This is a genomic window from Peribacillus sp. NPDC097895, from assembly GCF_050277555.1.
Classification (GTDB): Bacteria; Bacillota; Bacilli; order Bacillales; family DSM-1321; genus Peribacillus.
The window spans coordinates 441,734-465,745 of sequence record NZ_JBNNSH010000002.1; the positions used below are offsets into that span (position 1 = coordinate 441,734).

Annotated in this window: 26 protein-coding genes and 1 tRNA gene; 4 read left to right on the top strand and 23 right to left on the bottom strand. The window is 36.7% G+C overall.

Going from position 1 to position 24,012, the window contains the following annotated elements:
* The first annotated feature begins 39 nt into the window (after positions 1-39).
* A complete protein-coding gene (locus ACQKMH_RS13430) occupies positions 40-729 on the top strand; it encodes a DUF421 domain-containing protein (protein WP_427587970.1) in 690 nt (229 codons plus the stop codon).
* Positions 730-1,016: 287 nt separating this feature from the next.
* Here the strand turns inward: ACQKMH_RS13430 and ACQKMH_RS13435 are convergent, their stop codons facing one another.
* Entirely contained in the window at positions 1,017-1,541 is a 525-nt protein-coding gene (locus ACQKMH_RS13435; RefSeq protein ID WP_427587971.1) for a type 1 glutamine amidotransferase domain-containing protein, read from the bottom strand.
* 74 nt (positions 1,542-1,615) lie between these two features.
* Complete coding sequence (gene truA, locus ACQKMH_RS13440; protein ID WP_427587972.1) at positions 1,616-2,353, bottom strand: tRNA pseudouridine(38-40) synthase TruA; 738 nt, start codon at positions 2,351-2,353, stop codon at positions 1,616-1,618.
* 691 nt (positions 2,354-3,044) lie between these two features.
* Here truA and ACQKMH_RS13445 point away from each other — a divergent pair.
* On the top strand, positions 3,045-3,305 hold the full coding sequence (locus ACQKMH_RS13445; protein ID WP_427587973.1) for a hypothetical protein: 261 nt from the start codon (positions 3,045-3,047) through the stop codon (positions 3,303-3,305).
* Between the two features lie 396 nt (positions 3,306-3,701).
* On the opposite strand, the gene ACQKMH_RS13450 is transcribed toward ACQKMH_RS13445, so the two are convergent.
* From ACQKMH_RS13450 to ACQKMH_RS13460, 3 genes are all read right to left on the bottom strand, one after another.
* Entirely contained in the window at positions 3,702-4,337 is a 636-nt protein-coding gene (locus ACQKMH_RS13450; protein ID WP_427587975.1) for a nucleotidyltransferase family protein, read from the bottom strand.
* A gap of 68 nt (positions 4,338-4,405) precedes the next feature.
* Positions 4,406-5,455: an XdhC family protein gene (locus ACQKMH_RS13455; RefSeq protein ID WP_427587976.1), complete on the bottom strand. Its 1,050-nt coding sequence runs from the start codon at positions 5,453-5,455 to the stop codon at positions 4,406-4,408.
* A 61-nt stretch (positions 5,456-5,516) separates the two neighbouring features.
* Positions 5,517-5,693 carry a 2Fe-2S iron-sulfur cluster-binding protein gene (locus ACQKMH_RS13460; RefSeq protein WP_427587978.1) on the bottom strand — a complete coding sequence of 59 codons (177 nt, stop codon included), beginning with the start codon at positions 5,691-5,693 and terminating at the stop codon, positions 5,517-5,519.
* 505 nt (positions 5,694-6,198) lie between these two features.
* Between ACQKMH_RS13460 and ACQKMH_RS13465 the strand changes: the two genes are divergently transcribed.
* Positions 6,199-6,327, top strand: coding sequence for a hypothetical protein (locus ACQKMH_RS13465; RefSeq protein WP_427587980.1), 129 nt, complete (start codon positions 6,199-6,201; stop codon positions 6,325-6,327).
* 50 nt (positions 6,328-6,377) lie between these two features.
* On the opposite strand, the gene ACQKMH_RS13470 is transcribed toward ACQKMH_RS13465, so the two are convergent.
* The 13 genes from ACQKMH_RS13470 to ACQKMH_RS13530 form a co-directional block, all read right to left on the bottom strand.
* Positions 6,378-6,449: transfer RNA gene (locus ACQKMH_RS13470), tRNA-Val, on the bottom strand.
* A gap of 232 nt (positions 6,450-6,681) precedes the next feature.
* Positions 6,682-6,879, bottom strand: a complete 198-nt coding sequence (locus ACQKMH_RS13475; RefSeq protein ID WP_427587981.1) for a hypothetical protein — start codon at positions 6,877-6,879, stop codon at positions 6,682-6,684.
* Positions 6,880-7,015: 136 nt separating this feature from the next.
* Positions 7,016-8,353 carry a hypothetical protein gene (locus ACQKMH_RS13480; RefSeq protein ID WP_427587983.1) on the bottom strand — a complete coding sequence of 446 codons (1,338 nt, stop codon included), beginning with the start codon at positions 8,351-8,353 and terminating at the stop codon, positions 7,016-7,018.
* 110 nt (positions 8,354-8,463) lie between these two features.
* Positions 8,464-8,721, bottom strand: a complete 258-nt coding sequence (locus ACQKMH_RS13485) for a hypothetical protein (protein WP_427587985.1) — start codon at positions 8,719-8,721, stop codon at positions 8,464-8,466.
* Between the two features lie 79 nt (positions 8,722-8,800).
* Positions 8,801-9,433, bottom strand: coding sequence for an HGGxSTG domain-containing protein (locus tag ACQKMH_RS13490; RefSeq protein ID WP_427587987.1), 633 nt, complete (start codon positions 9,431-9,433; stop codon positions 8,801-8,803).
* Between the two features lie 6 nt (positions 9,434-9,439).
* Entirely contained in the window at positions 9,440-9,586 is a 147-nt protein-coding gene (locus tag ACQKMH_RS13495; RefSeq protein WP_427587988.1) for a hypothetical protein, read from the bottom strand.
* A gap of 15 nt (positions 9,587-9,601) precedes the next feature.
* Complete coding sequence (locus ACQKMH_RS13500; protein WP_427587990.1) at positions 9,602-10,519, bottom strand: hypothetical protein; 918 nt, start codon at positions 10,517-10,519, stop codon at positions 9,602-9,604.
* A gap of 31 nt (positions 10,520-10,550) precedes the next feature.
* Positions 10,551-10,760: a hypothetical protein gene (locus ACQKMH_RS13505; protein ID WP_427587992.1), complete on the bottom strand. Its 210-nt coding sequence runs from the start codon at positions 10,758-10,760 to the stop codon at positions 10,551-10,553.
* A gap of 13 nt (positions 10,761-10,773) precedes the next feature.
* Positions 10,774-10,941 (bottom strand): hypothetical protein, encoded by a 168-nt coding sequence (locus ACQKMH_RS13510; RefSeq protein WP_427587993.1) that lies wholly within the window; start codon positions 10,939-10,941, stop codon positions 10,774-10,776.
* Between the two features lie 98 nt (positions 10,942-11,039).
* Complete coding sequence (locus tag ACQKMH_RS13515; RefSeq protein ID WP_427587994.1) at positions 11,040-11,630, bottom strand: hypothetical protein; 591 nt, start codon at positions 11,628-11,630, stop codon at positions 11,040-11,042.
* A 119-nt stretch (positions 11,631-11,749) separates the two neighbouring features.
* Positions 11,750-12,499 (bottom strand): hypothetical protein, encoded by a 750-nt coding sequence (locus tag ACQKMH_RS13520; protein WP_427587995.1) that lies wholly within the window; start codon positions 12,497-12,499, stop codon positions 11,750-11,752.
* A 69-nt stretch (positions 12,500-12,568) separates the two neighbouring features.
* Positions 12,569-13,384, bottom strand: a complete 816-nt coding sequence (locus ACQKMH_RS13525) for a hypothetical protein (protein ID WP_427587996.1) — start codon at positions 13,382-13,384, stop codon at positions 12,569-12,571.
* 31 nt (positions 13,385-13,415) lie between these two features.
* A complete protein-coding gene (locus ACQKMH_RS13530; protein WP_054397758.1) occupies positions 13,416-13,622 on the bottom strand; it encodes a helix-turn-helix domain-containing protein in 207 nt (68 codons plus the stop codon).
* A gap of 2,611 nt (positions 13,623-16,233) precedes the next feature.
* Between ACQKMH_RS13530 and ACQKMH_RS13535 the strand changes: the two genes are divergently transcribed.
* Entirely contained in the window at positions 16,234-18,117 is a 1,884-nt protein-coding gene (locus tag ACQKMH_RS13535; protein WP_427587998.1) for an AAA family ATPase, read from the top strand.
* A 1,811-nt stretch (positions 18,118-19,928) separates the two neighbouring features.
* On the opposite strand, the gene ACQKMH_RS13540 is transcribed toward ACQKMH_RS13535, so the two are convergent.
* From ACQKMH_RS13540 to ACQKMH_RS13560, 5 genes are all read right to left on the bottom strand, one after another.
* Positions 19,929-20,456, bottom strand: coding sequence for a hypothetical protein (locus ACQKMH_RS13540; protein ID WP_427588000.1), 528 nt, complete (start codon positions 20,454-20,456; stop codon positions 19,929-19,931).
* Positions 20,457-20,496: 40 nt separating this feature from the next.
* On the bottom strand, positions 20,497-21,318 hold the full coding sequence (locus ACQKMH_RS13545; RefSeq protein WP_427588001.1) for a hypothetical protein: 822 nt from the start codon (positions 21,316-21,318) through the stop codon (positions 20,497-20,499).
* A gap of 274 nt (positions 21,319-21,592) precedes the next feature.
* Positions 21,593-22,273, bottom strand: coding sequence for a hypothetical protein (locus ACQKMH_RS13550; protein ID WP_427588002.1), 681 nt, complete (start codon positions 22,271-22,273; stop codon positions 21,593-21,595).
* 180 nt (positions 22,274-22,453) lie between these two features.
* The gene (locus ACQKMH_RS13555; RefSeq protein ID WP_427588004.1) at positions 22,454-23,158 is read right to left on the bottom strand and encodes a hypothetical protein; all 705 of its coding nucleotides are present in this window, start codon (positions 23,156-23,158) and stop codon (positions 22,454-22,456) included.
* Positions 23,159-23,221: 63 nt separating this feature from the next.
* Entirely contained in the window at positions 23,222-23,992 is a 771-nt protein-coding gene (locus ACQKMH_RS13560) for a helix-turn-helix domain-containing protein (RefSeq protein WP_427588005.1), read from the bottom strand.
* Positions 23,993-24,012 lie beyond the last annotated feature (20 nt).

Below are 24,012 nucleotides of genomic sequence, written 5' to 3' on the forward strand. Positions count from 1 at the left end.
AAAATGAACTGTCAGGAGTTTTGTAAGGGAGAAATAGTCATGTCAGGATTTATTGAAATCATCTTTCGAACCTTTACCTCATTTATTTTATTATGGGTATTTGTCCAGCTGCTCGGTAAACAGACGATTGCCCAGAGAACCTATCACCTTTATATCGCTTCAATTACGATGGGAACAATTGCAGGGAATCTAGCATTCAATATTAAAATTAAATTCCTGTATTTTATCATTGCACTTATTATTATGGGTACCGTCGTTTTTATGCTGAATCTTCTAGCAGTTCGAAATCCGCGCTTCGGGAAATGGATTGCTGGAGAACCTGCAATCTTAATACAAAAGGGAGAAATTCTTGAAGGGTCAATGGAGCGACTGGGGTATTCACTGGATTCTCTTAAACAGGCTTTGCGAGGAAAAGATATCTTCAACATAGAAGAAGTGGAATGTGCCATTTTAGAGATAAATGGATCCCTCTCTGTATTAAAAAAAAACCAATACCAAAATGCCACCAAGCAGGATTTGCCTCTACTGCCCTCAGTAGGAACAGTACCATTAGAACTGATCTATGATGGGAAGATCTTATATGACAACTTATCCAAACATACATACGATGACGAATGGTTAAAGGCTGAACTCAAAAAAAGAAACCTTGCTGTTTTTGACATCTCATATGCTGTCGTAGGGACAAAAGGAAATTTGTACATTGATTTGATTAAGGATCAATTAAGGTAATACTTTCGACTAATATCATATAAGTAAACAATTGCTGAGTCCAAATGCGCGCCCATGAAGGAACTTAACAGCAAGCAATAAGACAAATTGACCGACTCGTGGAGTTTCTGTGCAGTCTTTGTGCAATGCATTCGAAGGGGAAGGATTTTTAAAATGAAAAAATTAATAATTGGCATTAAGCTGGTTAATCGGATTGAATGAGTGAAAATACTCCTTAATATCGGGGCAGGAATAATTAAAAGTGGTCTTTCCAGAAGGAAAAAACCACTTTTTCACCCTAATATGTTTTAACGTTTTTCAATCACGGTTATCAATTCCCTTAAATAGTCCGGTAGATCAGGCGGACGTCTGCTTGATACAAGGTTTCCATCAACTACGACGGGCTTATCTATCCAAGTTGCTCCTGCATTTTCCATATCATCTTTAATCCCAGGTGTACTCGTTACATTTTTCCCTTGTAAAATTTTAGCGGAAATCAATACCCAACCAGCGTGACAAATTTGCCCGATGGGTTTTTTATTTTCTTCCATGCTTTGGATAAGTGATATCACTTCAGGAAATCTACGAATTTTGTCAGGTGCCCACCCCCCCGGTACAAGAATGGCATCATATTCTTCAGCTTTAATACTGCCATACTCATAATCGGATACGGCTGGTACACCATATTTTCCAATGTATGTTTCATTCGCCTTTTCTCCAGCGAGGTGAACGATCGCTCCCTCTTCTTTTAATCGTAAGATCGGATACCAGAGCTCTAAATCTTCAAAATCATGGTGCACAAGACTGATAATTTTCTTTCCTGCTAACCTCATCGAATCTCCCCTTCTTTCGTAATTTCAACTACCTGCCCACTTTACATACATTAACCGATGCAGCAATATTTAGTCTAAAAATCAACCTTCACCAAGTACAACCCAGCTGCCTCCGCCATACGGCCCGTTTGGATTCTTTCTTTTGACTCTAAAATACTCGGTATATTTTCAGCATCGATTTCACCCAACCCAACTTCAATCAATGTCCCGACAATCTTTCTAACCATATTATAAAGAAATCCATCACCTCTCACTGTAATTTCGATGAAACCGGCATTTTCTTCTATATCAATGGAATATATTTCACGCACCATGGATTTTTTCTTGGACTTTGCATTTGAAAAAGAAGTAAAATCATGTTCACCTATAAAATATTGACATGCTTTTTTCATTCTTGTGATATCCAGCTTTTCCTCTACATGCATACTGTACTTTCGCATGAAAGGATTTGTATATGGCTCGTTCCAGATTTTATACAAATAAGTTTTATCCTTAGCATTATAACGGGCATGGAAACGATCAGGAACAAGCCTAACCTCGACAATGCTGATATCTCTTGGTAAATATCTATTCAAATAATTCATGATTTCAGCTTCAGTCAGATTTTCACCGATCTTAAAATTGGCGATTTGAGCAAAGGCATGTACACCGGCATCCGTTCTGCTGCAACCAATGATTTCAATTTTTTCCCCTGCCATTTCCGTTAATACATTTTCTATTTTCCCTTGTATCGTATCATCACTATTACCGAGTCGTTGCCAGCCTTTATAGCGCCCGCCATCATATTGAATGGTCAATTTATAATTGTTCATTGCTTCCTCCTATAGTATCTAAACAGAAAATTCCTCATATAATACAAGCCCCCATACAACTCCTGCTGTATGAGGGAAGATATGGTTGTTTCTTACCAAACACGTTTTGTTTAAGGTAAGATTGGATTTGTATTAATGTTTTTTTTGCCCCATCATTCCTCTTTGAATATCAGATTAAACTGCACTTCATTACTAGTTCCACAAGTTAAGAGCGAATGCAGTAACCGGATAATATGCTCCCCACTTTCAGGTTTTGTTTGGGGGCACCCCTCTGCTAACAAGGACCATGATTTATGTAAAGATCATCCATCATATTTATGCCATTCGATAGCAAATCCTAGCAATCGAAGTGAAATGTACTTCTGCATAGTGTACCAAAGAGGCTAACGTCACGCAACGAACGATTTACCGTCACCTGCCGATACTGTGAAGTCTTTGGTCAATGCATAAACATAAAGGAATAAATCGATGGAAATTCAGAAAAAAAGCCCAAATCCCTGTTATATCAAGGATTTAAGCCCTTTGGCAGTTGATGAACTGTGAGGGACCCGAACCCACGGCCCTTTCCCTGTTAAAACGTTTAAAAACTGAAAACACTCTTAATAGTTTCTCCATCTGGCCCAATCAATTAATCGATTTTTTGTATATATCGGGTATACAAATTGAAAAACTTTTAATCAGGAGTGACGAAATGACTTCTAAAAGGAAATTTGATGATTTTTTATTGGGTCGTAATGATGAAATTGATGGCATTCAATATCAGAGCCACTACTTTAACGAACACGTTCCAAAATTAGATAATGGTCAAAGAAATAAACAAAGTCTAAGATGTAAAAAAGTTGGTCCTTCTCATCTTCCTCCTGTACCTGTTGTATTGGACCCTTCTCCAATCCAGATTACTCCAATAGGAACTATTCCAATTTACTACAGAAGAACTTGGACCATTTCATAAGGTCCTGTTTTTTTAAAAAGAAATCCCGTTAAGACCGAAGACCGTAACCAAAGACCTTACAAAGCCCTAAATGACCACATTTTCTTGTTTCCGTAACATTCATCGTATACGTTTTCATTAACAGGGATTTTCGTTTGTATACGTGTCATATTTCATAAATGGCAGGCCCCGAAGATATGATGTCACCTTATGCTTATGTTGAAAATCGCGGACAGAGAGGTGGAATTGGATCAGAAACGGCGGCCAGCCATTAGAAGCCAAAGCGGACTCTATTTAAGAATTCAAGAATCTAGCATGAAATTTGAATTGCGATAGATCTATACATATACAGTACTTCCAACGTAAACAATTAACCTATACAATGACTACATTCCAATAGAAAAAAAAATTATCCCTCTATTCAGGAAAGGGTGCTGAACTATCCTTACTTAATAGGATCTGATAATCTTCCGGAGTATCGATGTCGAACAAAATCCCTGGATCACTTACTGTTATAATATGGTGGTTTTTGGAGTGGTTTATGATACGTTTACCACCTTCATCACCTTGCAGCATCTTAAAAAAAGGAAACAATGTAGTTGAAAAGAACACCGGATGTCCCTTTTTTCCGGAAAAGGAAGGCTGTACGACACATTTCGGTTCCTGTTTTTTCATTCGTTTTGCAGCTTCATTAAATACTTGCCTGATTGTTTCGTCAAGAATCAATGGCTGATCCGCCAAGAACACCATCATCCCATCCGCATCTTCTATAGTCATTATGGCTTTTTTTAAAGCCGCACTTTGTCCTTCTTGATACATATTGTTAAAAATCCATTCAAACCGCCGATCTTTTATATCAATTAAATTCATGATTTCATTCGAATTGTGTCCGATAATTGCATAAATTTTTATAAAGGGGAAAAAAAGGAGTTTCCGAATTGTATATTCCAAGAGCGGCACTCCTTGAAACATTAAAAGCTGTTTAGTGGTGCCCATTCGTTTTGACATACCTGACGCAAGAATTACAGCAGAAATTCTAATGTTATCATTCATAAATTTTTCACCATGGATTTATAGTCCAACAATAAAGATGGGCATTAAAGATATTCCTTTTTCATTTTTCAACAAATAAGCTTTCTGAATTGTATAAGCTGAGCCATAATACTAATACTAATTTCCTCTGGTCCTTCTGCACCGATATTTAGGCCCACTGGGGAATGGATTTTATCAAGCAATTGTTTTGGAGGGAGTAAACGTTCTGTTCTGACTCTTGAGCCCAATATTCCAATATAGCAGGGAGGAGATTGGTCCAATAATAACGGTAATATTTGTTTATCCCGAGAGAAATTGTGGGTCATTATTATGACATAACTATTTTCTCGTAGTCTGTTTTCCTTTAAAAAAACTTCGGGATGCTCATTGATTAAAACGTCGGCAGATGGAAAGAAATTTCGATTACACCTAACGCTTCTTGGATCAATAACTATCGTTTCAAAATCGAAAGCCGAGGTAAGTTTAACAACAGGCTCCACATCTGGACCTGCACCAAAAATGTATAACGTATCCCTAGGTTTGATTCTTTCGAAAACAAATTCACTTTCTAAATCCTGTACAACTGTATACTGAAATTCGGTACCTAAATCAGAAAACTCATTTAAATGGGATACTAATCTTTGCTGAACGCCTTGGTCCATATGACCGGTCACCATTTCATCATTTGAACAATAAATCATAGTCCCTGCTGCTACTTTCCCTCCTATGCTTTTAACAATAAAAATGGATTTTCCATCATCAAGAAGCCGTTCTATTACGGGCAATGCTGGCTGATTGTGGTTCGGTGGTACATAGCTCCACCCAAATGGTTCAAGCAGGACCTTGATCTTCCCATTGCAGCCTGATCCAATTCCCCACAGTATGTCGTTATCAGAAGATAGATCATATTCAACAATCTTAGAATGTAAAGTAGTCATCACTTCCGTAGCATGATAAGATAAATCCTCTTCTAAACAGCCCGCACTTAAAGTACCATACTGTTTACCATCTTTTCCGAAGAACATCATTGCTCCTTTATGCCGATAGGCTGACCCCAATACCTCAAAGACAGTTGCCCTTACGAAGTAATCCTCTTTTTGTTTATTCAGTTTTTTTATATATCGATAGAATTCACTCATCTGATCACCCATTGCCTTATTCTTTAGGAACCAAATAACCTAACTTCATAATTAATGTACTTTACCAGTGGAATACTAACGTTGGATATTGGTTCACTAGCGCACGAGCTTTCAAAATAAATCCTGATGTACAATACCTGCACTGAAAAGCCCATTTCTCAATAAAAGCATGCTGCATAGGATCGTCATGTAATCCTTCGATCGTAGTGAGCTTCTTACCCCTCCTCTTATCACACACAACTATAAAATCTTATTAATTGAAGTGCTTTTTTAGAACTGAGAACCCGTGGTATGTAATGGAATGAGAAAGAGGAGAAAAAAGCCTATCCCTCCAGATGCTTATAGTGAAAGAAGCCACCGATACTTGAATCAAAAGGAGCATATCGTCTTTGCTGCAATACTTGATTCCTTTCTTGCAACCCAACGAGAGAAAGGGAAAATTAAAAAGAAAAGCCCATCTCATTACTCATTTATAGTCCAGACACTAAAAAAAGGCTTCTTATAGGTAGTTTAATAATGAAGAAAATAGAAGTTGGGGAAATGTTCAATGTGTATAAAGATGTTTACAGATAAAGAGATTAAGCTTTACGGAGACCGGGACCCTACAAGATCCACGGAGAACATGTTACGCGTAATGATACGTTTCATTTTGAAGAGGCATATGTACATCCATTAGTTTTAGGTTTCAAGGTCTCAAGATATCCAGCACTCCATCTTGATTTCTGAAGGGGGAGATACGTCTTGTGGCACGTTTAGGACATTCGGATTCTACAATCACGTTAACAAATCACGTCCATTTGATGCCAAACGAAGATGATGAAGTGTTGAAATTTCTACAAGTTGTTCTCATCGCATCCAGTATTAATAAATAAAAAAAGCCCAAATCCCTGTGATATCAAGGATTTGAGCCTTTGGCAGTTGATGACCTGTGAGGGATTCGAACCCACGACCCCTTCCCTGTCAAGGAAGTGCTCTCCCACTGAGCTAACAAGTCGTATCATATCTGGCTATTAGAGCTAACTTTTAAGCCTTACTTAATTGTTGACTACTTTTCTCTTTTGAATTTAAGATTCATTATATAGTGGTCTTTCTAATTAGACAAGTAGTTTTATAAAATAAGATATTAAATACTCGTTAAGTGGTCTTGAGAAGTTTTTTCTTTTTGACAATTTCCACTCGTAAGTGCCGGCTCAACCTTGCGCTTCCTCAGTTCGAACAGAGAGACCTCAGGAGCTTTCTTCCTCGTATAACTTTGGAGGGTTGTTTATAAACCAGAACTTTTCAAGCTGTTTAAATTGCTTGGGGTGCTCCTTCTCGTTAATTGCAAAAAGAACAGCTTCCTCACCGAGCTTAATCTTTACATTGAAATATGGCGGCTCTTTAGTTTCCTTGGAATTTATATAAACAATGGTTTCGAATTTCACTATGAGTCCTCCTCAGTTTTTCACTTTTATGAAATAAAATTCAGAGAAAATAAAAACCAGCATTAAGCTGGCTTCTAATGGATAATCTTTAATAGGTCAACAAACGGACTGTTACCTAAATCTTACCTTCTCACGATTATTTACCGTCATTGAATTGAACATATGGATATTTCCCTTTGTAATCAAATTCCGAACCGAGTATTAAGTCTGATTGTCTTTTTATACCTGTATTGTTGCTTTTGGCAAATCTATGCGCATAACATTGACGGTTTCTGTTAATACCCTCATATATAGCAAGAAATTGTTCTCGATTAAATTGCTTCAAGTTTGGTTGGATAAAAACATCGTAATTATGGTCTGCTGTATCGTAATTACTGCTATGTACAAATTGTTTGATGAGCAAGTCATAATACTTATCTACGCAATCGTTCTCTGTAGCCCACTTCAGCAATAATTCTCTTTCCTCTTTATCTAGTATATGTTGCTCATAAAACCTTTCTTCAGAAGTAAGTTCAGTCCAGTGTATTTCTTCAATCAAGTAATCGAAATGCTTTTCCATGTTTTCTCGTAAAAAAGGAGAACGAACTTTAAACTTCCATTTACTTTCTATCTTCTCTTTTAATCTGGTACGATTATGACTCTCAAAAAAGCTGTACAACTCTGCATTATCACCAAAAAACTCAGTTATTCTTATTATAATATTTTCGTCATCCTCAGCGAACTTATTAAAAGGAATTCTATTCTGGTCTATAAAGTTTAATAAGCTTGTTCTGTATCTTTTATAAAGAATTTTTAAAGTACGAAAGTTTATTTTTCTATTTGACTTGCATTCGTCACTAGTACAATTAAAAGTAATACCCCATAGTTCTTTAAAAATTGAATTTATCATTTGTTCATTAGTATTCTTCAAGTATCTCGACTCAATGTATTTTTCAAGTGATGAATCATCTGAGAAGAAATTCTTATGTTGCTCTAAATCTTCCAGAAGTGTATAAAAAACTTTCTTAGACATAACTGGGTTTTTAACAAGTAAACCTTCGAGCATATTTCTAATCAACGCTCTTACTGTCTCTTTGTTTGGTGTAGAGAGTAAATCTTGTTGAGTCAGAACTGGGTGAGCTGACAAATGTCTGTGAAGTCTTAAAGCATCTATACTTATTTTATCTGCGGGCTCTAATAAAAAAGTTCTTTCCTTAACTTCCTCAATAAGCACTCCTTCCCAGCCACCACTTTTGGGGTCTTTTTTTTGCACTTCCTCTATTTTTGTCAATATATCTTTGGCTGTAGCATCATCGTATAATTCTTTAAGGTCTTTTAATTTATAAATTAAATCACAAACAACAACAGAGTAAAGCATTACAACTGCTGAGCGGTAGCTTCCATTTATATATGATTGAAGAACTTCATTGAAATACTCTTTTATGTTTGGGTGATAAATTTGTTCAGCACTTTGTTCAATAGAATATGTAGACATGGTTTTTCTCCCTTCATTACATCTAATAATTATATAATACTAAACATTTTCTTCCAACTGATATAGACAAAAAAAAGCCAGCTCAGAGAGCCAGCCTAGGTCCTTCCTATTTATATGCCTTTGAAAAGTCTGGAGCTTTGGTCGTCCCCAATGACAGCCAATTCAGCGAACTTCCCACTATACTGACCAAAAGCAATGTTATTCACTTCATTGAGTACCTGAGGAGAATCAATATCAATCCCCTTTATTAGTATGACCAATCTTGGACCCATCATAAAATGACCTTTTATCATTAAAGAACCAGCTCCCTTTTCATTTATAGTCGAACCGATAAGGAAGCCAAGAGTAAGGAGCTCCCAAGAGTTCAACTCCAAAGCGTCCTCAAAAGGAAGCTCCTTCTTCGTTGTTTTCTCATGAGCTCTCTCAAGCTTGGCTTCTCATTATTTATTAATTGTCTTCTTCGTTATCCATAAATAAGTCAGTAAGAGAAAGTATAGAAGCGTTGTCCTTGTTCTCCTTGCTCAAGGTAAACTTCCTGTTCAATCCCAAGCTTTCCGCTAGTCGAACCATTTTGACTTCGAAATCGTTGTAGCTTGGAGACTCACTCAAGAAGTCGGCTGAGTCCTTTCGAGCTTGTTTAATGAAGTTGAAAATGTAGCGGTCAAGCATTGCAAGGTTCACTGGGTCAATCTCGTTACCCTCAAGGAACCACTCGACAGTTTCATTGTAAAATTCAACCTCTTCTTTTGTGAGCTGGTCTTTGAAGTTCTGACTATAAATTCCATGAATTAGAGCCGCCTTGCTATTCAGGTTTTTCATACTATTTCTCCTCCCTTCCTCAGTTTTTTGTCCTGTAGAGTTGCCTCCATGGGTCTTACACCTTCCGTTTGTTGAACCGTCCTCTTTAATATGAGGAGAGCGAACACAAATTGAACCGTTCCCCTGTTTAGCTCCACAAATTGAAGGCTCTTTCTTGAGCTTGCTCTTGAGTATCTTTACCGCGTCCTCATTAGTTTCCCCCTCAGTCTGAGCAATGAGTTCTCTCAGTTCCTTTGGGAGCTTGCTTCTTTTGTTCCCCATTCCTTATCACCTCTGTTTATTTTGGAGCTGGTCGTATCGTTCCTCTAGCTCTCTCTTCTTCTCTTCATAGTTCCCTAGTTGACACTTCAACTTTAGAAGCTCCATGAGTTCCGCATGAATTGAAATCATTTCCTCCTCAGTGCTTTTGCTCATAAAGTTCCCTCCTCATTACAAGCTTCTTCCATGTTTCTTGGCATGTTCCTCATAGAAACGCTCGAAAGCTTCCTTCTCTTCCTGCTCCTTTTTCTTAGCAAGGAGAGCCTTCATTGAAGGTGAGTTCTGAAGCTTTTCAACGTCCTTCTTGAGCTTGCTGAATTTCTCTCCAAGAGGAAGCTTATCGAATTGCGCCTTCTCATTCTTTTTCAAAGCCATTTGAATCATTGACTTATTAATCGTCCTCTCAATCTTCTCACCCAGCTCTTCTCGTTCACCTTTCTCCCTCTTTTCCTCTTCAATCTCTTCCATCAGAGCCCACAAAGCGTGTAGTTCTTTCACTTCTGCTACACTGAGCGGCTCGTTTGTATTAAGAGCTTTGTTTAGTAAAAATCCCAACCGTTCCAAATTCTTATTTTCAGTTTTAGTGTTCATCTTGCTCCCTCCATTTTCTTCGTAGTTTGAAATCAAGCTTCCATCCTCAGTGAACATCTGAGCACTCTTCACTTGTGGGAAAGCCACCAAGGAAACTTCTCGAATCCGGTAAGGCTTCACTTTTCCATTGAAGTTCTCCAAGTAAAAGGAAATAGACAGCTTCTTATACAATCCGTTTTTAGCCTTTTTCTGAGCTTCCTCGTCAATAATCTTGAGCTTTCCGAATAGCTTTCCATCACTCAAGCTCACCTCTTGGAGAAAGCCAACCGTATCTTTTGCTGAGTCCGAATGGTCAAGTTGAACCGGAATGTCATCCTCAGGGAAGAAAGTATCAACCAAGACTTGAAGGTCTTCCTCTGTGTATTCAACTCCCCTGTGAGTACCTACCGAGAACAACTCAGCGTCTTTGTAAAGCGCTCCATTAATTACTTCGCTGAAACTCTGACCGTTGAAGTCAGTTGAAAATCTTTCTGAATAATTGTTAAATGAACCCTTCATATTAAATCACCTCATATTTTTTTGTTTGCTCTTAAGCAATAAGTAAACCTTGAGAGTTGAGCTCTTTTTGTAGCTCCAGAAGCTTCTCAAAAGAGAAGGCATTAATAAAAGAGCGTTCAAACTCTTCGAGCTTCTCCAAGACAAGAGCAAGCAACCCCATTCGACCTGTCTCAAGTGCAATCCTACTCGCTTCCGAGTAGTCCAGAAGTAAACTTTTATAATTTCCAATAACGTTCTCCATTGAGCAACTCACCTCATTTTTTGAATTTAAATAAGAGCCAGCAAGCCGGCTCATTGGTTTTATTTACTTCTTTTCTCATGCTGGCAATCATGCGTTCATTATGGTTTTGCTTAAGAGTCAGCTCCAACATTTTTTCATCGAATCGTAATTGCTGAATGAACATTTCTTTTCTAAAATCCACCAGTCTCCTCTCCACAAAAATCACCTCAGAATTTTTTTAGTTTCCCCTTTTTCGTTTTTATGAGAAGGAGCCTTTCAGCTCCCTCAATGTCTTAATTCTTACAGCTTCATTTCAACGAATTTTTCTATTTCAGCCATCAATTTCTCAAATTCCCTCTCAGCCTTCGCCACTCCGGAAGCTGACGCTTTGTTTGACGCTTCAATGAATGGCTCGTGAGTTGGGTTTGTTGGGTCAAGCTGGTCAGTGCTTCCTAAGCCAGCCAAGCGGTTCATTTTAGTGTTGTAGCCATATCCGGACTTTCCGTAGAGTTGGCTTTGAAGTTGCTCAGCTTTCATTTCCATTTTTCTTCGTTTGTGAGCTAGGTAAGTCTCTTGTTCAATGGAGCTCGCGGCTTCATCAATTTCAGCTTGCTTCTCAGCTTGGTTAATTGCTTCAATTTGAGAAGCGACCTCTTGAGCGTTGCTTGAAAGCTTCTCCAACTCACCTTGGAAGCCCTCAATTGCTTTTGCGTACTTATCAACCCTTTTCTTGTTTGTTGCGTTGTCCTCAAGCATTAAATCAGTGTCAGCGAATACTTTCGCACTTTGTACTTGAGCAAGCTTGTTTTGCACCTCAGCAATTTGTTGAGCTAACTTCTCTTGTTGTCCTTGTAGTTGTTCCTTCTCGTTACCTTTTTTGAATAATCCCATGTGTAAAACCTCCATATGCTACCCCTTGAGGGCGCGTGTTTTTTTTTGACCAATACAAATAAGCTTCGAGCTAGTGGCTCCAAGCGTGCTTCCTTTTGTTCTTGTTTGCTTAGTGGTATTTACTTAATAATATTAAGAGTGTTTCTAGAGCGCTCTGGAAAATACGTTCTCAGTATCTTGTCAGTAGTCTCATGACCCACCTCAACGACAAGCATTGTCTTTAAATCCTTCATGTTCCTGTGAGAAAGGTCTGTGAGTAGCCACTCAACATATTCCTTATTGACAATTTCTTTCGCTTTATCTGAGACAATCCATTCAAAGAAGTGAGTGTTTCCTTGGAGAATGTTGACTTGGCAGGTTGCAATGAAGAGGTTTCCGTTCTCAGAATTACCTCCAGCGTTGAGTGGTTGAACGTGGCAAACGTGAAAATCACTAGTCCACTTTCCAGTTACTTGACAACGAGCCATCTTTTTACCGTTCTCAATTTTAAGCCCAGCACTTGCAAGTAGAATGTCAATATGGTCACTTTTGAGCTTAGCTTGAGTGCCTGCTTGCTTTGCTCTCAAGTTGTGGGTACTAGCAAGCTTTTGAACTGAGTTATTCCAGCGGGTGTTTCCTTCCTTCCTCTTCTCAGGGTTGTTCTTCGCCCAGCTACTTAATCGTTTTGCATTACACCCTTTGCAAGTACTGTCCTTTCCAGCAACTCTAGTTTTGTTCTTGTTGAATCCATCCAACCCAAAAGCTTCCTTGCAAGTCGTACAACTGAGACCAACTATTTCGCCATTCAGTAAGTACCTGTCTCTCCCTCTGACAGTTACCTTCTCAGTAAACTCAAAGCCCTTCTCGTGTGTCTCAATATTTTTCGTCATTTAATAAAACCTCCGGTTTTTGAGCAACTCAAATAGCCAACCGCCTTAAGCGCTTGGAAAGGTTGCTTTTTATTTTTTGTAGTTGTCCTTAGTGAGTCCGTTGTCAATTGCGTCAACAATCTTATCCCAAGTAGGAGCTTCTGTCCGGCTTACAACGCTTGGGTGAAGGACAATAGCTTCATTCACTGTTCTCACTTCTGCAACTGCTCTTACCTCTCTGAGCTTCCGAATAGTTGTTCCAACAAAGTTCTTTGAAAGACCAAACTCGTTTTCAACATCTTTTCGCTTCCAAATCACCAGCTCATTAGTTTTCTCTTGGTCTGGGTTGTCGCAAAGAATGTGAGTTTTATAATGCATGTGACCAAGCATCAGCATAAACAGCCCCAACTCGTTCATTGTCAATTTTTTAGCAATCTCACTCAATCTAGTCTTGAATACTTTTACAAACATTGAATCATTCCGGCTCTTTCCGCATACAAGGAAGCCTTCTGAAATGTTAATATAAACATTCTTTCCGACTTTCTCACGAGTTAGCAAACCGTTTGCTTCTAGTTCTGAAATAATCGCTCTCACTTGAGCTGGCTTCTTTCCAACCAACTTGGAAACGTCCTCCATTGAAAGTCTGTCAGTCTTGCTCTTGTAAAGCTTGCCTTCCTCGTTTAATTTCATGTAGCTAACTAAGAACAAATACATGCCGACTTGACCAATTTTCAAGTTTCCTTTTACTGAGTTGAAATTATCTCTTTGCAACATAACAAACCCCTTTTCCTTTGGCTTATGAAGCCTCTTGAACTGCTCATTTCTTTCTTTTTGTGCTGGAGAAGTTATTGTATAGCCACTTTCCAGTAAATCCTTAGCTGTTGACTCCAAATTTATTTTTCCCACGTTGTTTTCCCCCTGCTCCTTTCATCAGAGCTCATTTAATTTCGTATTCGACAATAATATCTTTTGGTTCCACCTCAAGAATTGCACAAAGTTTGTAAAGCGTATCAAAATCAATTGAACGTCTATTCCTTAAGTGACTAATATTTGAGCGGCTCTTGTTCAACCTTTGAGCTAGTTCACTATCAGAAAGCCCTTTTTGCTTTTGGAATACATCAAAATATAATCTATATCCATTCATAAGTTCTTACCTCCTCAGTTTTTTTTGGTTCTTATTACCTTTCTAACATCTAAGACAAACTCGCCAAAAAGAGAAGCTTCACTTGGAAGCTCCCTAAATGGAGTTTTATTAAATCAAGAAAGAATTGAGAGAACCAGATATTCTTCCAAACTGTATTAGTCGTTTCTTAGTGCCTGTATCAGTTTGAATGATAGGGGAAACCCTCGCTCGCTCTTGGGGAGGTCATGGCAAGGAATTTCTGAGTGTCTCCTGTGGAGGGGAGACTGATGGAGTGGAGCTAATTAATAGCTCCTGTGTATTAAATGACAGAAGTAAAAGAGAAAAGCTTGGTTGAAGCACCCAGCAGGAGGTGAGCAAAAAAGTACGAGCGGCTCTAGGAGCCAGATAAACGAAGTTTAAAAAAGAAGCTCTTATTAATTATGTGCCAGCCCTGTTTACTCACCAGAGAGAAAACCGCTGTTTTTCGTCCTCAGAAGTACCTTGAACCCTTGGTATCACTGAATAAAAAAATTTTTTCAAGTTTTCTTAAAATCACACTCATTTTGTCTAATCGAGGAGAATATGGAGAAATCTTATTCCTTGCTTTTGGTTGTCAACTTTAAAAAAGAAGCTCTCATAAGTATAATATCAAGCTTTGATTACCTTTTTTGAGAGAAAAACACTGTTTTCCGTCCTCAGAAGTACCTCAAACCCTTGGTACGACTGGCTTAAATTTTTTTCCAAGTTTTCTTAAAATCACACTCATTTTATCTATTCGAGGAGACTATTGAGCAACCTTATTTCTTGCTTCCGGCTCAGTTTTAAAAAAGAAGCTCTTATTAGACATTATTAGATGAGTGAGACATAATTTTTCATAAAAAAGCTCTCTTTTATCCTCCGAGGTACTCTCAAGCCTTGGTACGACTAGATAATGGGTCTTTTGTACCTTTTTTAAAAGGCTGTCAAACAGGTGGTTTTTCTCTGTTTTGCTCACTTGTAAGGTCAAGCTCACGAGTCAACTTCAAGAGAAGGAATGAACCTTATCACTCCTTTCACGAATTAAGTAACCTGAGAGGGATCTGATAGCGTCTCCTTGCTTTTTGATTATCCTTCAAGGGATAATTTGTATTCGAACATACTGAAAGCTCCCTGAGGGCGCTCTGAGGGCTTATAGAGAGGTCCTGCTATTTGAGGAGCGACTGCCTCATGTTTTGCTCCGAGTGCAACCGAGAGTGAAGCACCGGAGTCTGAATACCCTTGAGAAGCTCTCAGAGGGCTCTCCTAGCTCTTTGAATGACTTTCAAGGGTATTTTGTATTCCAATTGACCAGGAACGCTCAGAGAGGGATTTAAACGCCTCTCAGGAGTAATGCTAAAACAAAGAGGAGTTTGAATGGGTCTGAGAAGCTCTAGAAGGGTCCTCCTAGCTCACTAAATTACCTACTAGGGTATTTGTATGTAAAATGACTAAGAACACTCAGAGAGCCTCCTGAGGGCTTCTAGAGAGTGAGGACTTTGCTGGAGAAAAAAATTTTTCTAATTTTATAGTTTGGAAAAATGCCAGCTACCGCCTCAAAAGCACTCCCACCCCATCCTGATTTTGGTGACATGCACTCGAAACTTCCGGTATTTCTCCAAATCTCACGAGCTTCAGTATCATATCCTGCGCCAATTAAAACAGCACTCAGCCTTAGATCCCCAAGGGATTCAAGCGTTTTCACCTCAGAAATGCTCTTATTTCTTATGATTAAAAGAACCGTCCTCAAATTGAACTCTGAGACCATGAAATCAGCGGTATCAGCCACTCTGAGACCATGAAATCAGCGGTATCAAAAGTGCCCTCAATCTTAGGGAGAGTAAGCTCCAAGGCACTTTAACCCTTAAAGTTTTCTCTTACTCTTATATACAATTTGGAAAGAATCCGTCCTCAAGGAATCAAGTGGAACCTTATCTATATTTTATTTTGGCTGTCTCAAGGATAAACAAAAGGGCGGCTCTGGAGTAAACTAATAGACACCTTATCTTTTAATACTTTGTTTTAATTTAAATAAATACAAGAGGTGGCTTATTAGTAAAGCTTATTAGTAAAGCTCTTTAGTCTTTTGGAGAAAGTGTTTACTAGTAGTATTTATTAGTAAAGCTCTTTTAGTCTTTCCCTTGAGTGCGACATGTTTTTTTGTCTTTTTCGCCCTTTACTGAGAAGGGAAACTCAATAGCACCAAGGACTTGAGAGGAACTTCCAGGACTTATTAATCATTTTTGGAGGAGGCTCAGGAGAGGAAATAAAACTAGTACAGATTTCAATAATAACTGGTACAGTTTTCGTTTAAGGTAAACTATCCTTGCCATTTCTATTCGCTTTGCCGAGGAAGGACATTCCGAGAACGCTCTTGAGTGGTATCTGGGAGTAAGCTATAAAGTAAACTCCATTGAATCCCGCGGACGAAGGAACAAAAGAATCAGTCATCAAGGTGAATCAGTAGGAACCTTAATATATTTTTTGATTCTGTTAAAAGAAACGGGGCAGTTAGTTCAATAAGAGTTGGAACTTATTTCTATTTAATGTGGTAAAATTAGTGTGACTATTCGATATAATATAGTAGGGATTATATTAAGCGATAATAAAGGAGCAAATGATGCTACATACTAATACGAATATCTATGATGTAATTATAAGTAATATACAAAAATTTAAAAATATACCGGACGAAGAGCGATTAGAGATTAGTTTTGATACAAGTGATTTTAAAGACGAAATAAAAAAACTAGAAAGAAAGGTTCTGCTTTATAAGGAGAAAATAAGTACAGGAAACCAAAATAAATCCGCACAATATATGCAAGCTTTAAATGATATATTTCACCAAGTTAATTCTTCCTTGGCAAGTGTTGATTTAAGTAATTTAATATCAATAATGGATACTATCAAATCCTGTAATTCAAAATTCAATATAATTGAAATACTAGATAAACTAGCTGAGACTAAAAATAATATAGTAATTATAGGTGCTAATGGATCTGGAAAATCTTCTTTTGTCAGTTCCCTTTTAAATTCTTCAATATCTAATATGATTGTTATCCCTGCACAAAAATCATTATTTTATTTTCCAGATGCGTCTAATAATACGTTATACAAAACATCTATTAAGGATGTCGAAAATTATCAAAGGAAAGATTTTATCTCTTTTTCTAAAGGGGATATGCAAGGATATACTCTTAGACAAGAGTATCTAGAAAATTTTCCTGTGTTAGTAACTGCTTTAACAAACGATTATATACAACATGGAATGAAAATTGCTGAACAAGATAAAGATGCTCTACCGAAGGATAAAATTACTTTCAATAAATTGAGACAAATTTGGGGAATTTTATTACCACATATAGATTTAAAAATTGACTCGACATCACGGACAATATATCCGGTTGTAGATGGGAACCAATACAATATAAATTCTTTAAGTGATGGAGAAAAGTGTATATTTTATTATATAGGTAATATACTACTAGCTCCTTCAAATAGCTATATCATAGTGGATGAACCTGAGACTTTTCTAAATCCATCAATATACAATAAATTATGGGATCTGTTATCTAAATACAGAGAAGATTGTCAATTTATTTTTTGCTCACACACTGTAGATTTCATCACATCTCGAATCAATAGTACATTAGTGTGGAGTAAAAAATTCAGCTTCCCTAATAATTGGGATATTGAATATGTACCTCATAATACATCACTTCCTACTTCCATATTAGCGGAGCTGTTAGGAAGCAGAAAAAGAGTATTGTTCTGTGAAGGTGATGATAAAAATAGTATTGATTTTAAAATATATTCTAGTATCTTTTTGGAAAATTACACAATTATTCCAGCGGGTGGGCATACTAAAGTTATCCAGTACGTTAAAGCGTTCAATGAATTAAATTCCCTACATAATAATAAAGCAGTGGGTATTATAGATGGAGACCTTTTGACTAATGAGATAATTCACAAATACAAGGAAGAAAATATTTTTACTTTGCCTTTTAATGAAATTGAAATACTTTTATTCTCAGAGGAAGTGATGGAAAGTTATCTTAAGGATGTTCTGGGACAAATCACAGCTGATGAAAAGATCCAGAAATTTAAAGCAGAGTTTTATAAATCAATTAAAAGAAATAAAGAAAAAATTATAGTAGCCAAAATAAAAAAAATAATTGACTCCAAATTAGAAAATTATAGGATCCAAAACACAAATTCTTTAGAGGAACTTACTAACGAATATAAAAATCTAAATACACTTGTTAATGTTCATGAAGAATATACAAATATTTCAAGTGAAATTGATAAATATTTAGAAGAAAACCGTTATAAAGAATTACTTAATCTATGTAATTTGAAAGAGGAAGTTTCTAAAGGATTAGCGAATAAATTACTAGATAGTAATTATGTAGAAAAGGCAGTATATAAGATTAGCTCGAATAAAACATTAAACAAGTTTTTGAAAGAAAGCTATTTTAACGAAATACTAATACAAAATTAAATTTTAAATATTTAATTTGATTCTTAAAGAAATAAACAAAAGAATAAGTTTGAGCCTAATATAATTTGTATTTGAGTTACAGCTAAGTGATTTTTTTTATAGAACTAACGGGTTTTTTACTTCTATATGGGGCCGCCCTCCCCTTTTCCCATGAGAAGGAAGCTCCAAATCCAGAACTACTTCCTCCAGAGGTGACTTTTAGGGAGAAAATTTTTTTTTAATTTTCATAGTTTGTAAAAACATTCGCTACCGCTTCCAAGAGACCCCCTACCCCTTGTAATTTTCGCTTAACTATTCTCTCCGAGTGCGCTCACTAGTCACACTCAAAAAAATACTTTCGCCATCCTTAACATACAATAAATATGTATAAATATAAGTAAAACAAGTTCTTTTAAGTCTAATCAACTTCCGATAAACATAATTATGTAAACTACTTATGACAAACAAATTCAGTAACACCAATGGTTCACACCTCATCCACCATATGTCAAGTGGTACTATGAGTACGCTATACATTATACATTAGAGACCTCTATCCCTTGAGCTGTCTAACTTGCGTAATGTATAAGGGTCTATGCGGTACACTCACCCAGCCACCTCATCATTATTTATTATCTCTTCCCTCAGTGCATACTCATAAGCCCTCTTCTAGGGCGTACTCAGAGCGGCTAAAATAAGGGCTCTCCTGAGGCTGGTCTATATGGCTACCTCCAGAGCAACCGCTCCTGAGAAGGCTCTCTCATGACTTTACTGAGAAGGCTTACTCATAGCCCCCTTTATTGCTGGCTTATTCCCGAGCGGCTCTCTCAAGGGCTCTCAATAGCAAGCTCCAGAGGAAGGCCCAGAGTGGCTCCCTCAATAAAGGATAAAAGGAAATAACAGAAAGCTGACTCGAAGGTTTTATGTAAGTTCACTCCAGAGCAACCTCCTCTCTCTTGATACGTATTAACTTCTCCGCTTCATTCTCACACCACACAAGGGTTCTCTTATGTAATAAGAGTTGCGCTAATCTGGAAGGCTCTCCTCGTTCGTCCAACGCTTGAGCGGACTCAGGAGCGACTATTCCGGATTGGTGTTCTAGGGTGGAAATCGTTCTGGAAGAGGGAACGAGAAGGGAAACAAGAAGAGCTTTTAGAAGAATAAAATCAGAAGGTAGCTCCAGAGGGTGACAGAATCAAGGGGAAAAGTAATTTAGAAGAGAAGCTGGCTCCAATGGTCTTGAATAAGTTAACTCCAGAGGAAGCTCTTCGCTCTCTTTGCATCCTTTATTCTGAGAAGGGAACTCCAAAACAAACTCCAGAGAAGGGCTTGAGAGGTTCACTGATAAGCTTCAACTCTTTGGGAGGGTCATTATTGTAAGTGAACTCTTAAGCTTACTCCAGAGGGTACCTTGAGGAGAGTCTGCTTGGCTAGTACTCTGACTCAATTGTCAACTCAAGGACTTTTGAGGGAGAACAAATAGAGATGAACGTCTGTGGTATATGTACATAGTTCTGATTGACTTATAGTGAAAAAGGAGCATATGGAGGGCGATGTAATCTCAATAGTCCTCTCCTTATCTCTCAAGAGTCCACCCATTTAGTTTCCTCACTACTCACCCATTAATGAGTTTGAACTCTAAAGAATAGCAAGGAAGCTGACTCAAGAATACAAGTTCAAGAGCTAAATAATAAAACAATCTCAAAAGAAGTCTCAAGAGCGAACAATTAGAAACCTCTTCTTCGTTTCTATTTATTTATTAAACAAGCTTTCTCATACACCCCCTCTTTCTCTTGGCCAAAATGGTGTGGCTTAGCTTTTGTTTCCTCCTTCTATTTATTCACTTTAAAACTTTCTATCATGGGTTGTAATTCTTCTTGATATTGTTCTACCATCATTTCAAGTGAAGGCATTATATTAAACTTTTCAAGCCAAGAAACGTAATGAAGTGCAACCTTATGCGCAATATCAAAGTAGGGGGCAGGTTCTTTGTAACTAATCTCTCTGTGAGCTGAAAATTTATCTCTGAAGTCTTTCATCGTTTGCCAATATTTTTCATAGTCTTCATGCGTCATGTTCAGAGCTTCCAAGAAGTATTCCTTAAAAGGTACATAATCATATTCTTCAGTAAAATCCACTTTACTATAATGTGTTGGATTACCTTTACTACCAAATACCATGCACCAATAATTTACGGATGTTAAGAGGTGTGCATCAGCTGTGAACTTCCAAAAAAGCTTTGGACCCGATAGGTTTTCCACATTATGTATTAACTCCTTGTAAGTTGAATAATGATATAAAAAGTCACGTAGAATTGGAACTTGTCTAATTAAAATATCATCTGTTGTATGTTTGCTCATATTATTCCTCCCATATATATTTGTTTTTATTCTAAGTTACTTAATATCGTGGAGTTTTTTTCTCTCTTTTTATTTTAGCAATCTCCATGTCAACTTCTTTTAGTACTTCTTCAAAGCTACTTATTTGGCTTTCCTCAAAGAGTTTATTCCAAACACTCTGTTTTTTTGATACATAATCCGCATTTTCAATTCTTGCAACAGATGATTGTAAAACTTTGTTCATATCAACTGAGGAGGTAGTTGTTAAGCTTAATTTTAGCTCTTCGTCTGCTACATCCATTTTTTCCCCAAGAGGAGATAAGTCAAAGGCAAGGGCTTTTGAAAAATCATCATAAAAATTGAAGCATTTAATAAGCTCCAAATGTAAATCATCATTCTCAATTTTTTCTAGAAGGCTATAGTTGTTTTTATCGAACAATTCAATTATATAATTTCCTAAATTAGCTTTATATTCTGGGTCTTCCATTTTCTCCTCATGAAACCTGCTTTGTACAGCAATATAACCCTCTCTTTCCTGTTTAACTTTTCTCAATTCCATACTATAATTACTTAGCTCAATTTTAATTCTCATTAAAGAAGGTAACTGAGCTATTATTCTGTTATGCAATTCAATTTGTTGTTGTTTTTTAATCTGCGAGTCGGCAAGAATTTGTTGTTTTTCAATCTGAGAGTAAGCAACGACATATGCTACGAATGCACTTACAAGACCTCCTGTATAGTTTCCCCAAAAAGAAAGCCAGTTGTCTGATGTTCCAAACACCCAAGGAAGCTTGGCCTGAAACAAAAGAAAATTAACTACAACAGGAAAGAGTAAAATTATTAAAGCGTATTTCCAAAAGGTTTTACTTTTTAAATTAAACATAAATATCTCCTTTTCATTTTAAATGCTAATAGAATTATATACTTTCAAAGGGAATATTCACCATGCAAAAATGAGGCAATGTTAAGTTGCACCTAACAGCTCACCTCACTAAATTACATCTCATCAATTTTTCAAAAAACCTACGTGCATTATTAACTTTTTTTCTTAATTGATTTCTTTTTTAATTTCAACCTGCCCCATTAGAACAACAAAAAAGCTGTCGAAATGACAGCTCCTATCTTAAAGCAATGCACTAGTTAGCTTAATAATATTGTTAGCTAATCTTTATTTTCGAAAAATATTCAACAATATACTTTGAAATAGCTTGGATATATTTATCTCCGAGTTCAGCAATCAAGAATCCTTTGTTGTCTAATACGGAATCCACGTGAGTTCCACCATTTTTATTTGCATAGTTTTTAATGATATCTCTTATAGTGATAGTAGTTCTTTTTACATTTTCTATCTTACCTTCATAAGCATTAACTATATCGCCCATATTTACATTAAAGGAAGCACCACAATTTTGACAAATCATTGTAACTAAGCATTTGGCATCTTTCATAGTGCCCACTACTATATCACAATGAGGGCATTTACAATCTAATGTTCCATATGAAATATTTGATTTAATTACTTTCTGACTTAACCATGTTTCTAAAGGTAATTGAGATTCATTTTTCTTAAAAAGAGACTCTGGTGGAATATATTCAATTAACCTTTTATTTTTATATGAGATAAAATTATTGTTAACACAATCTAATGAAGGGTTTGGAATGACCTTATTAATTAAAGAATTTTCTACGTTAAATTTGGTATCACACAGTAGTATTCTTAACTGTCCAGCTAATACCTTATTGAGTGATTTGTTATTGTTTACATTATCAAGATTAAAGGAAAGTATTTCAAGACATTCATCTAATTGTTTTTTTAAACCAGCCTTACTTCTATTCAAAATATTAACCACCCCTTTTTTTGTAAATTATATTATTTCTAATAGAGACTAGAACAATCTTTTAAAAAACACTATTAAATTAGTCTCCAAAGTGACTTGAATAAGAAAATTAACAACACACATTCACAGAACCATTTTATAATGAACCTTTTATTCCTTATGAGGCGGCATGCTCAGCTTTTACTTTGTCTTTTTCTTTTCTTGTATAACACCAATTTCTTCGTAAACTTCTTCTAACACACTTTGAAAGAAACTTAGTTTGTCTTCCTCAAGGAAACTATGCCAAGCAATTTCCTTTTTTGATTTGGTTTGCAATTGATAAAAATTATCCTCTTTATTGCTATACATGTCCAAACTAATTGTTTTTGAAAAGTCATCATAAAACTCGAAACAACTAATTAGCTTTATGTGTAAATCATCATCCTCAATTTTCTCGAGAAGACTATAGTTTTCTTCCTTAAACAATAGAATAGTATATTTACTTAGAAAAGGCCCCTCAGCTTTTATACCAAAATCAGACTTTACCTTATCTGTAAGCACAAATGTAGCTCTTTCTTGGTTAACTCTTCTCAATTCCAAAATATATTTATTTAGTTCAATTCTAATCCTCATTAAAGAGGGTAACTGGGCTATTGTTTTTTCGTGCTCATTAATAACTTGCTGTTTTTTTATCTGGAAGTTAGCTACAATATAAGCAACAACAGCACTGATTAAACCTCCAGAATAATTTCCCCAAAAAGAAAGCCATTCGTCTCCATCACCATATGTCCATGGTGTAGTGAATTGAAAAAGAGTCATATTCAAAATAACCGGAGCTAGCAAAACAACACCAGTAACAACAAAAACTATAAAAGCACCCCATTTTTTACTTTTTAAATCAATCATAATACTAATTCCCCTCTAAGGCTTATTTATGAATAAATTATAACCTTATTAGACAAATAATGACTATTTTTCTTCAAGCCAGTCCCATGAGGTAGCTTCAACTGCTCTCCTTTGTTCAACGCTCAGCATGTTTCTCAAAGTCCCATATAGGTATCCATTGAAGTTCCCTTTTATCTTGCTGAGCTTATGAGCAAATACTGTCTGTTTGAAAGCTTGAACAGCTATCTCATCATAATTAATGACATCAGGAGCGTACCTGGAGCCAGCACTAACAGACTTTCTCCAAAGCGAATATATCTCCACGGCTGAATCAAAGAACGGTCTAACAGCGTCTATGAAGGTAGTAGGAACATTAGAGTTTTCCAAGTATGTATAATCCAGCTCAGTCTTACGTTCTTTAAGAGCTTTTGATTTTTTAGATTTAGAAAGAATGGTTTCGTCCTCTTGAGTTGGCTCCTCAGTGCCTGTCAGCTCTGGTTCTGGAACCTTCTCACGTAGTGTCAAATCGAGGTGACTCTCAGGTCTATTGATAACCGTTATTGAGCTTCCCCACCCTCCAGAGACGGCTCTTAGCTGTTTAATTCTTGTAATAATACCTAGACCAACCAGAGTCTTCAGTGAACGCTGTATCGTCCTCTTAGATACACCCATAGCTTCAGCTAGTGAGCTTACCTTCAAGTAAGATACACCAATGAACTTGCAACTATATTGAGCCAGCTTTAATAGGACAGCTCTCTCGCTGTCTTTAAGTTCAAACGATACTAGTGCTTCATTGATAGCCTTGTCCATCTCAGAGACAGACTTAAAAGACTCATATTTTCTTAACTCGTTCATGACTTCCTCCAAGTATGGAG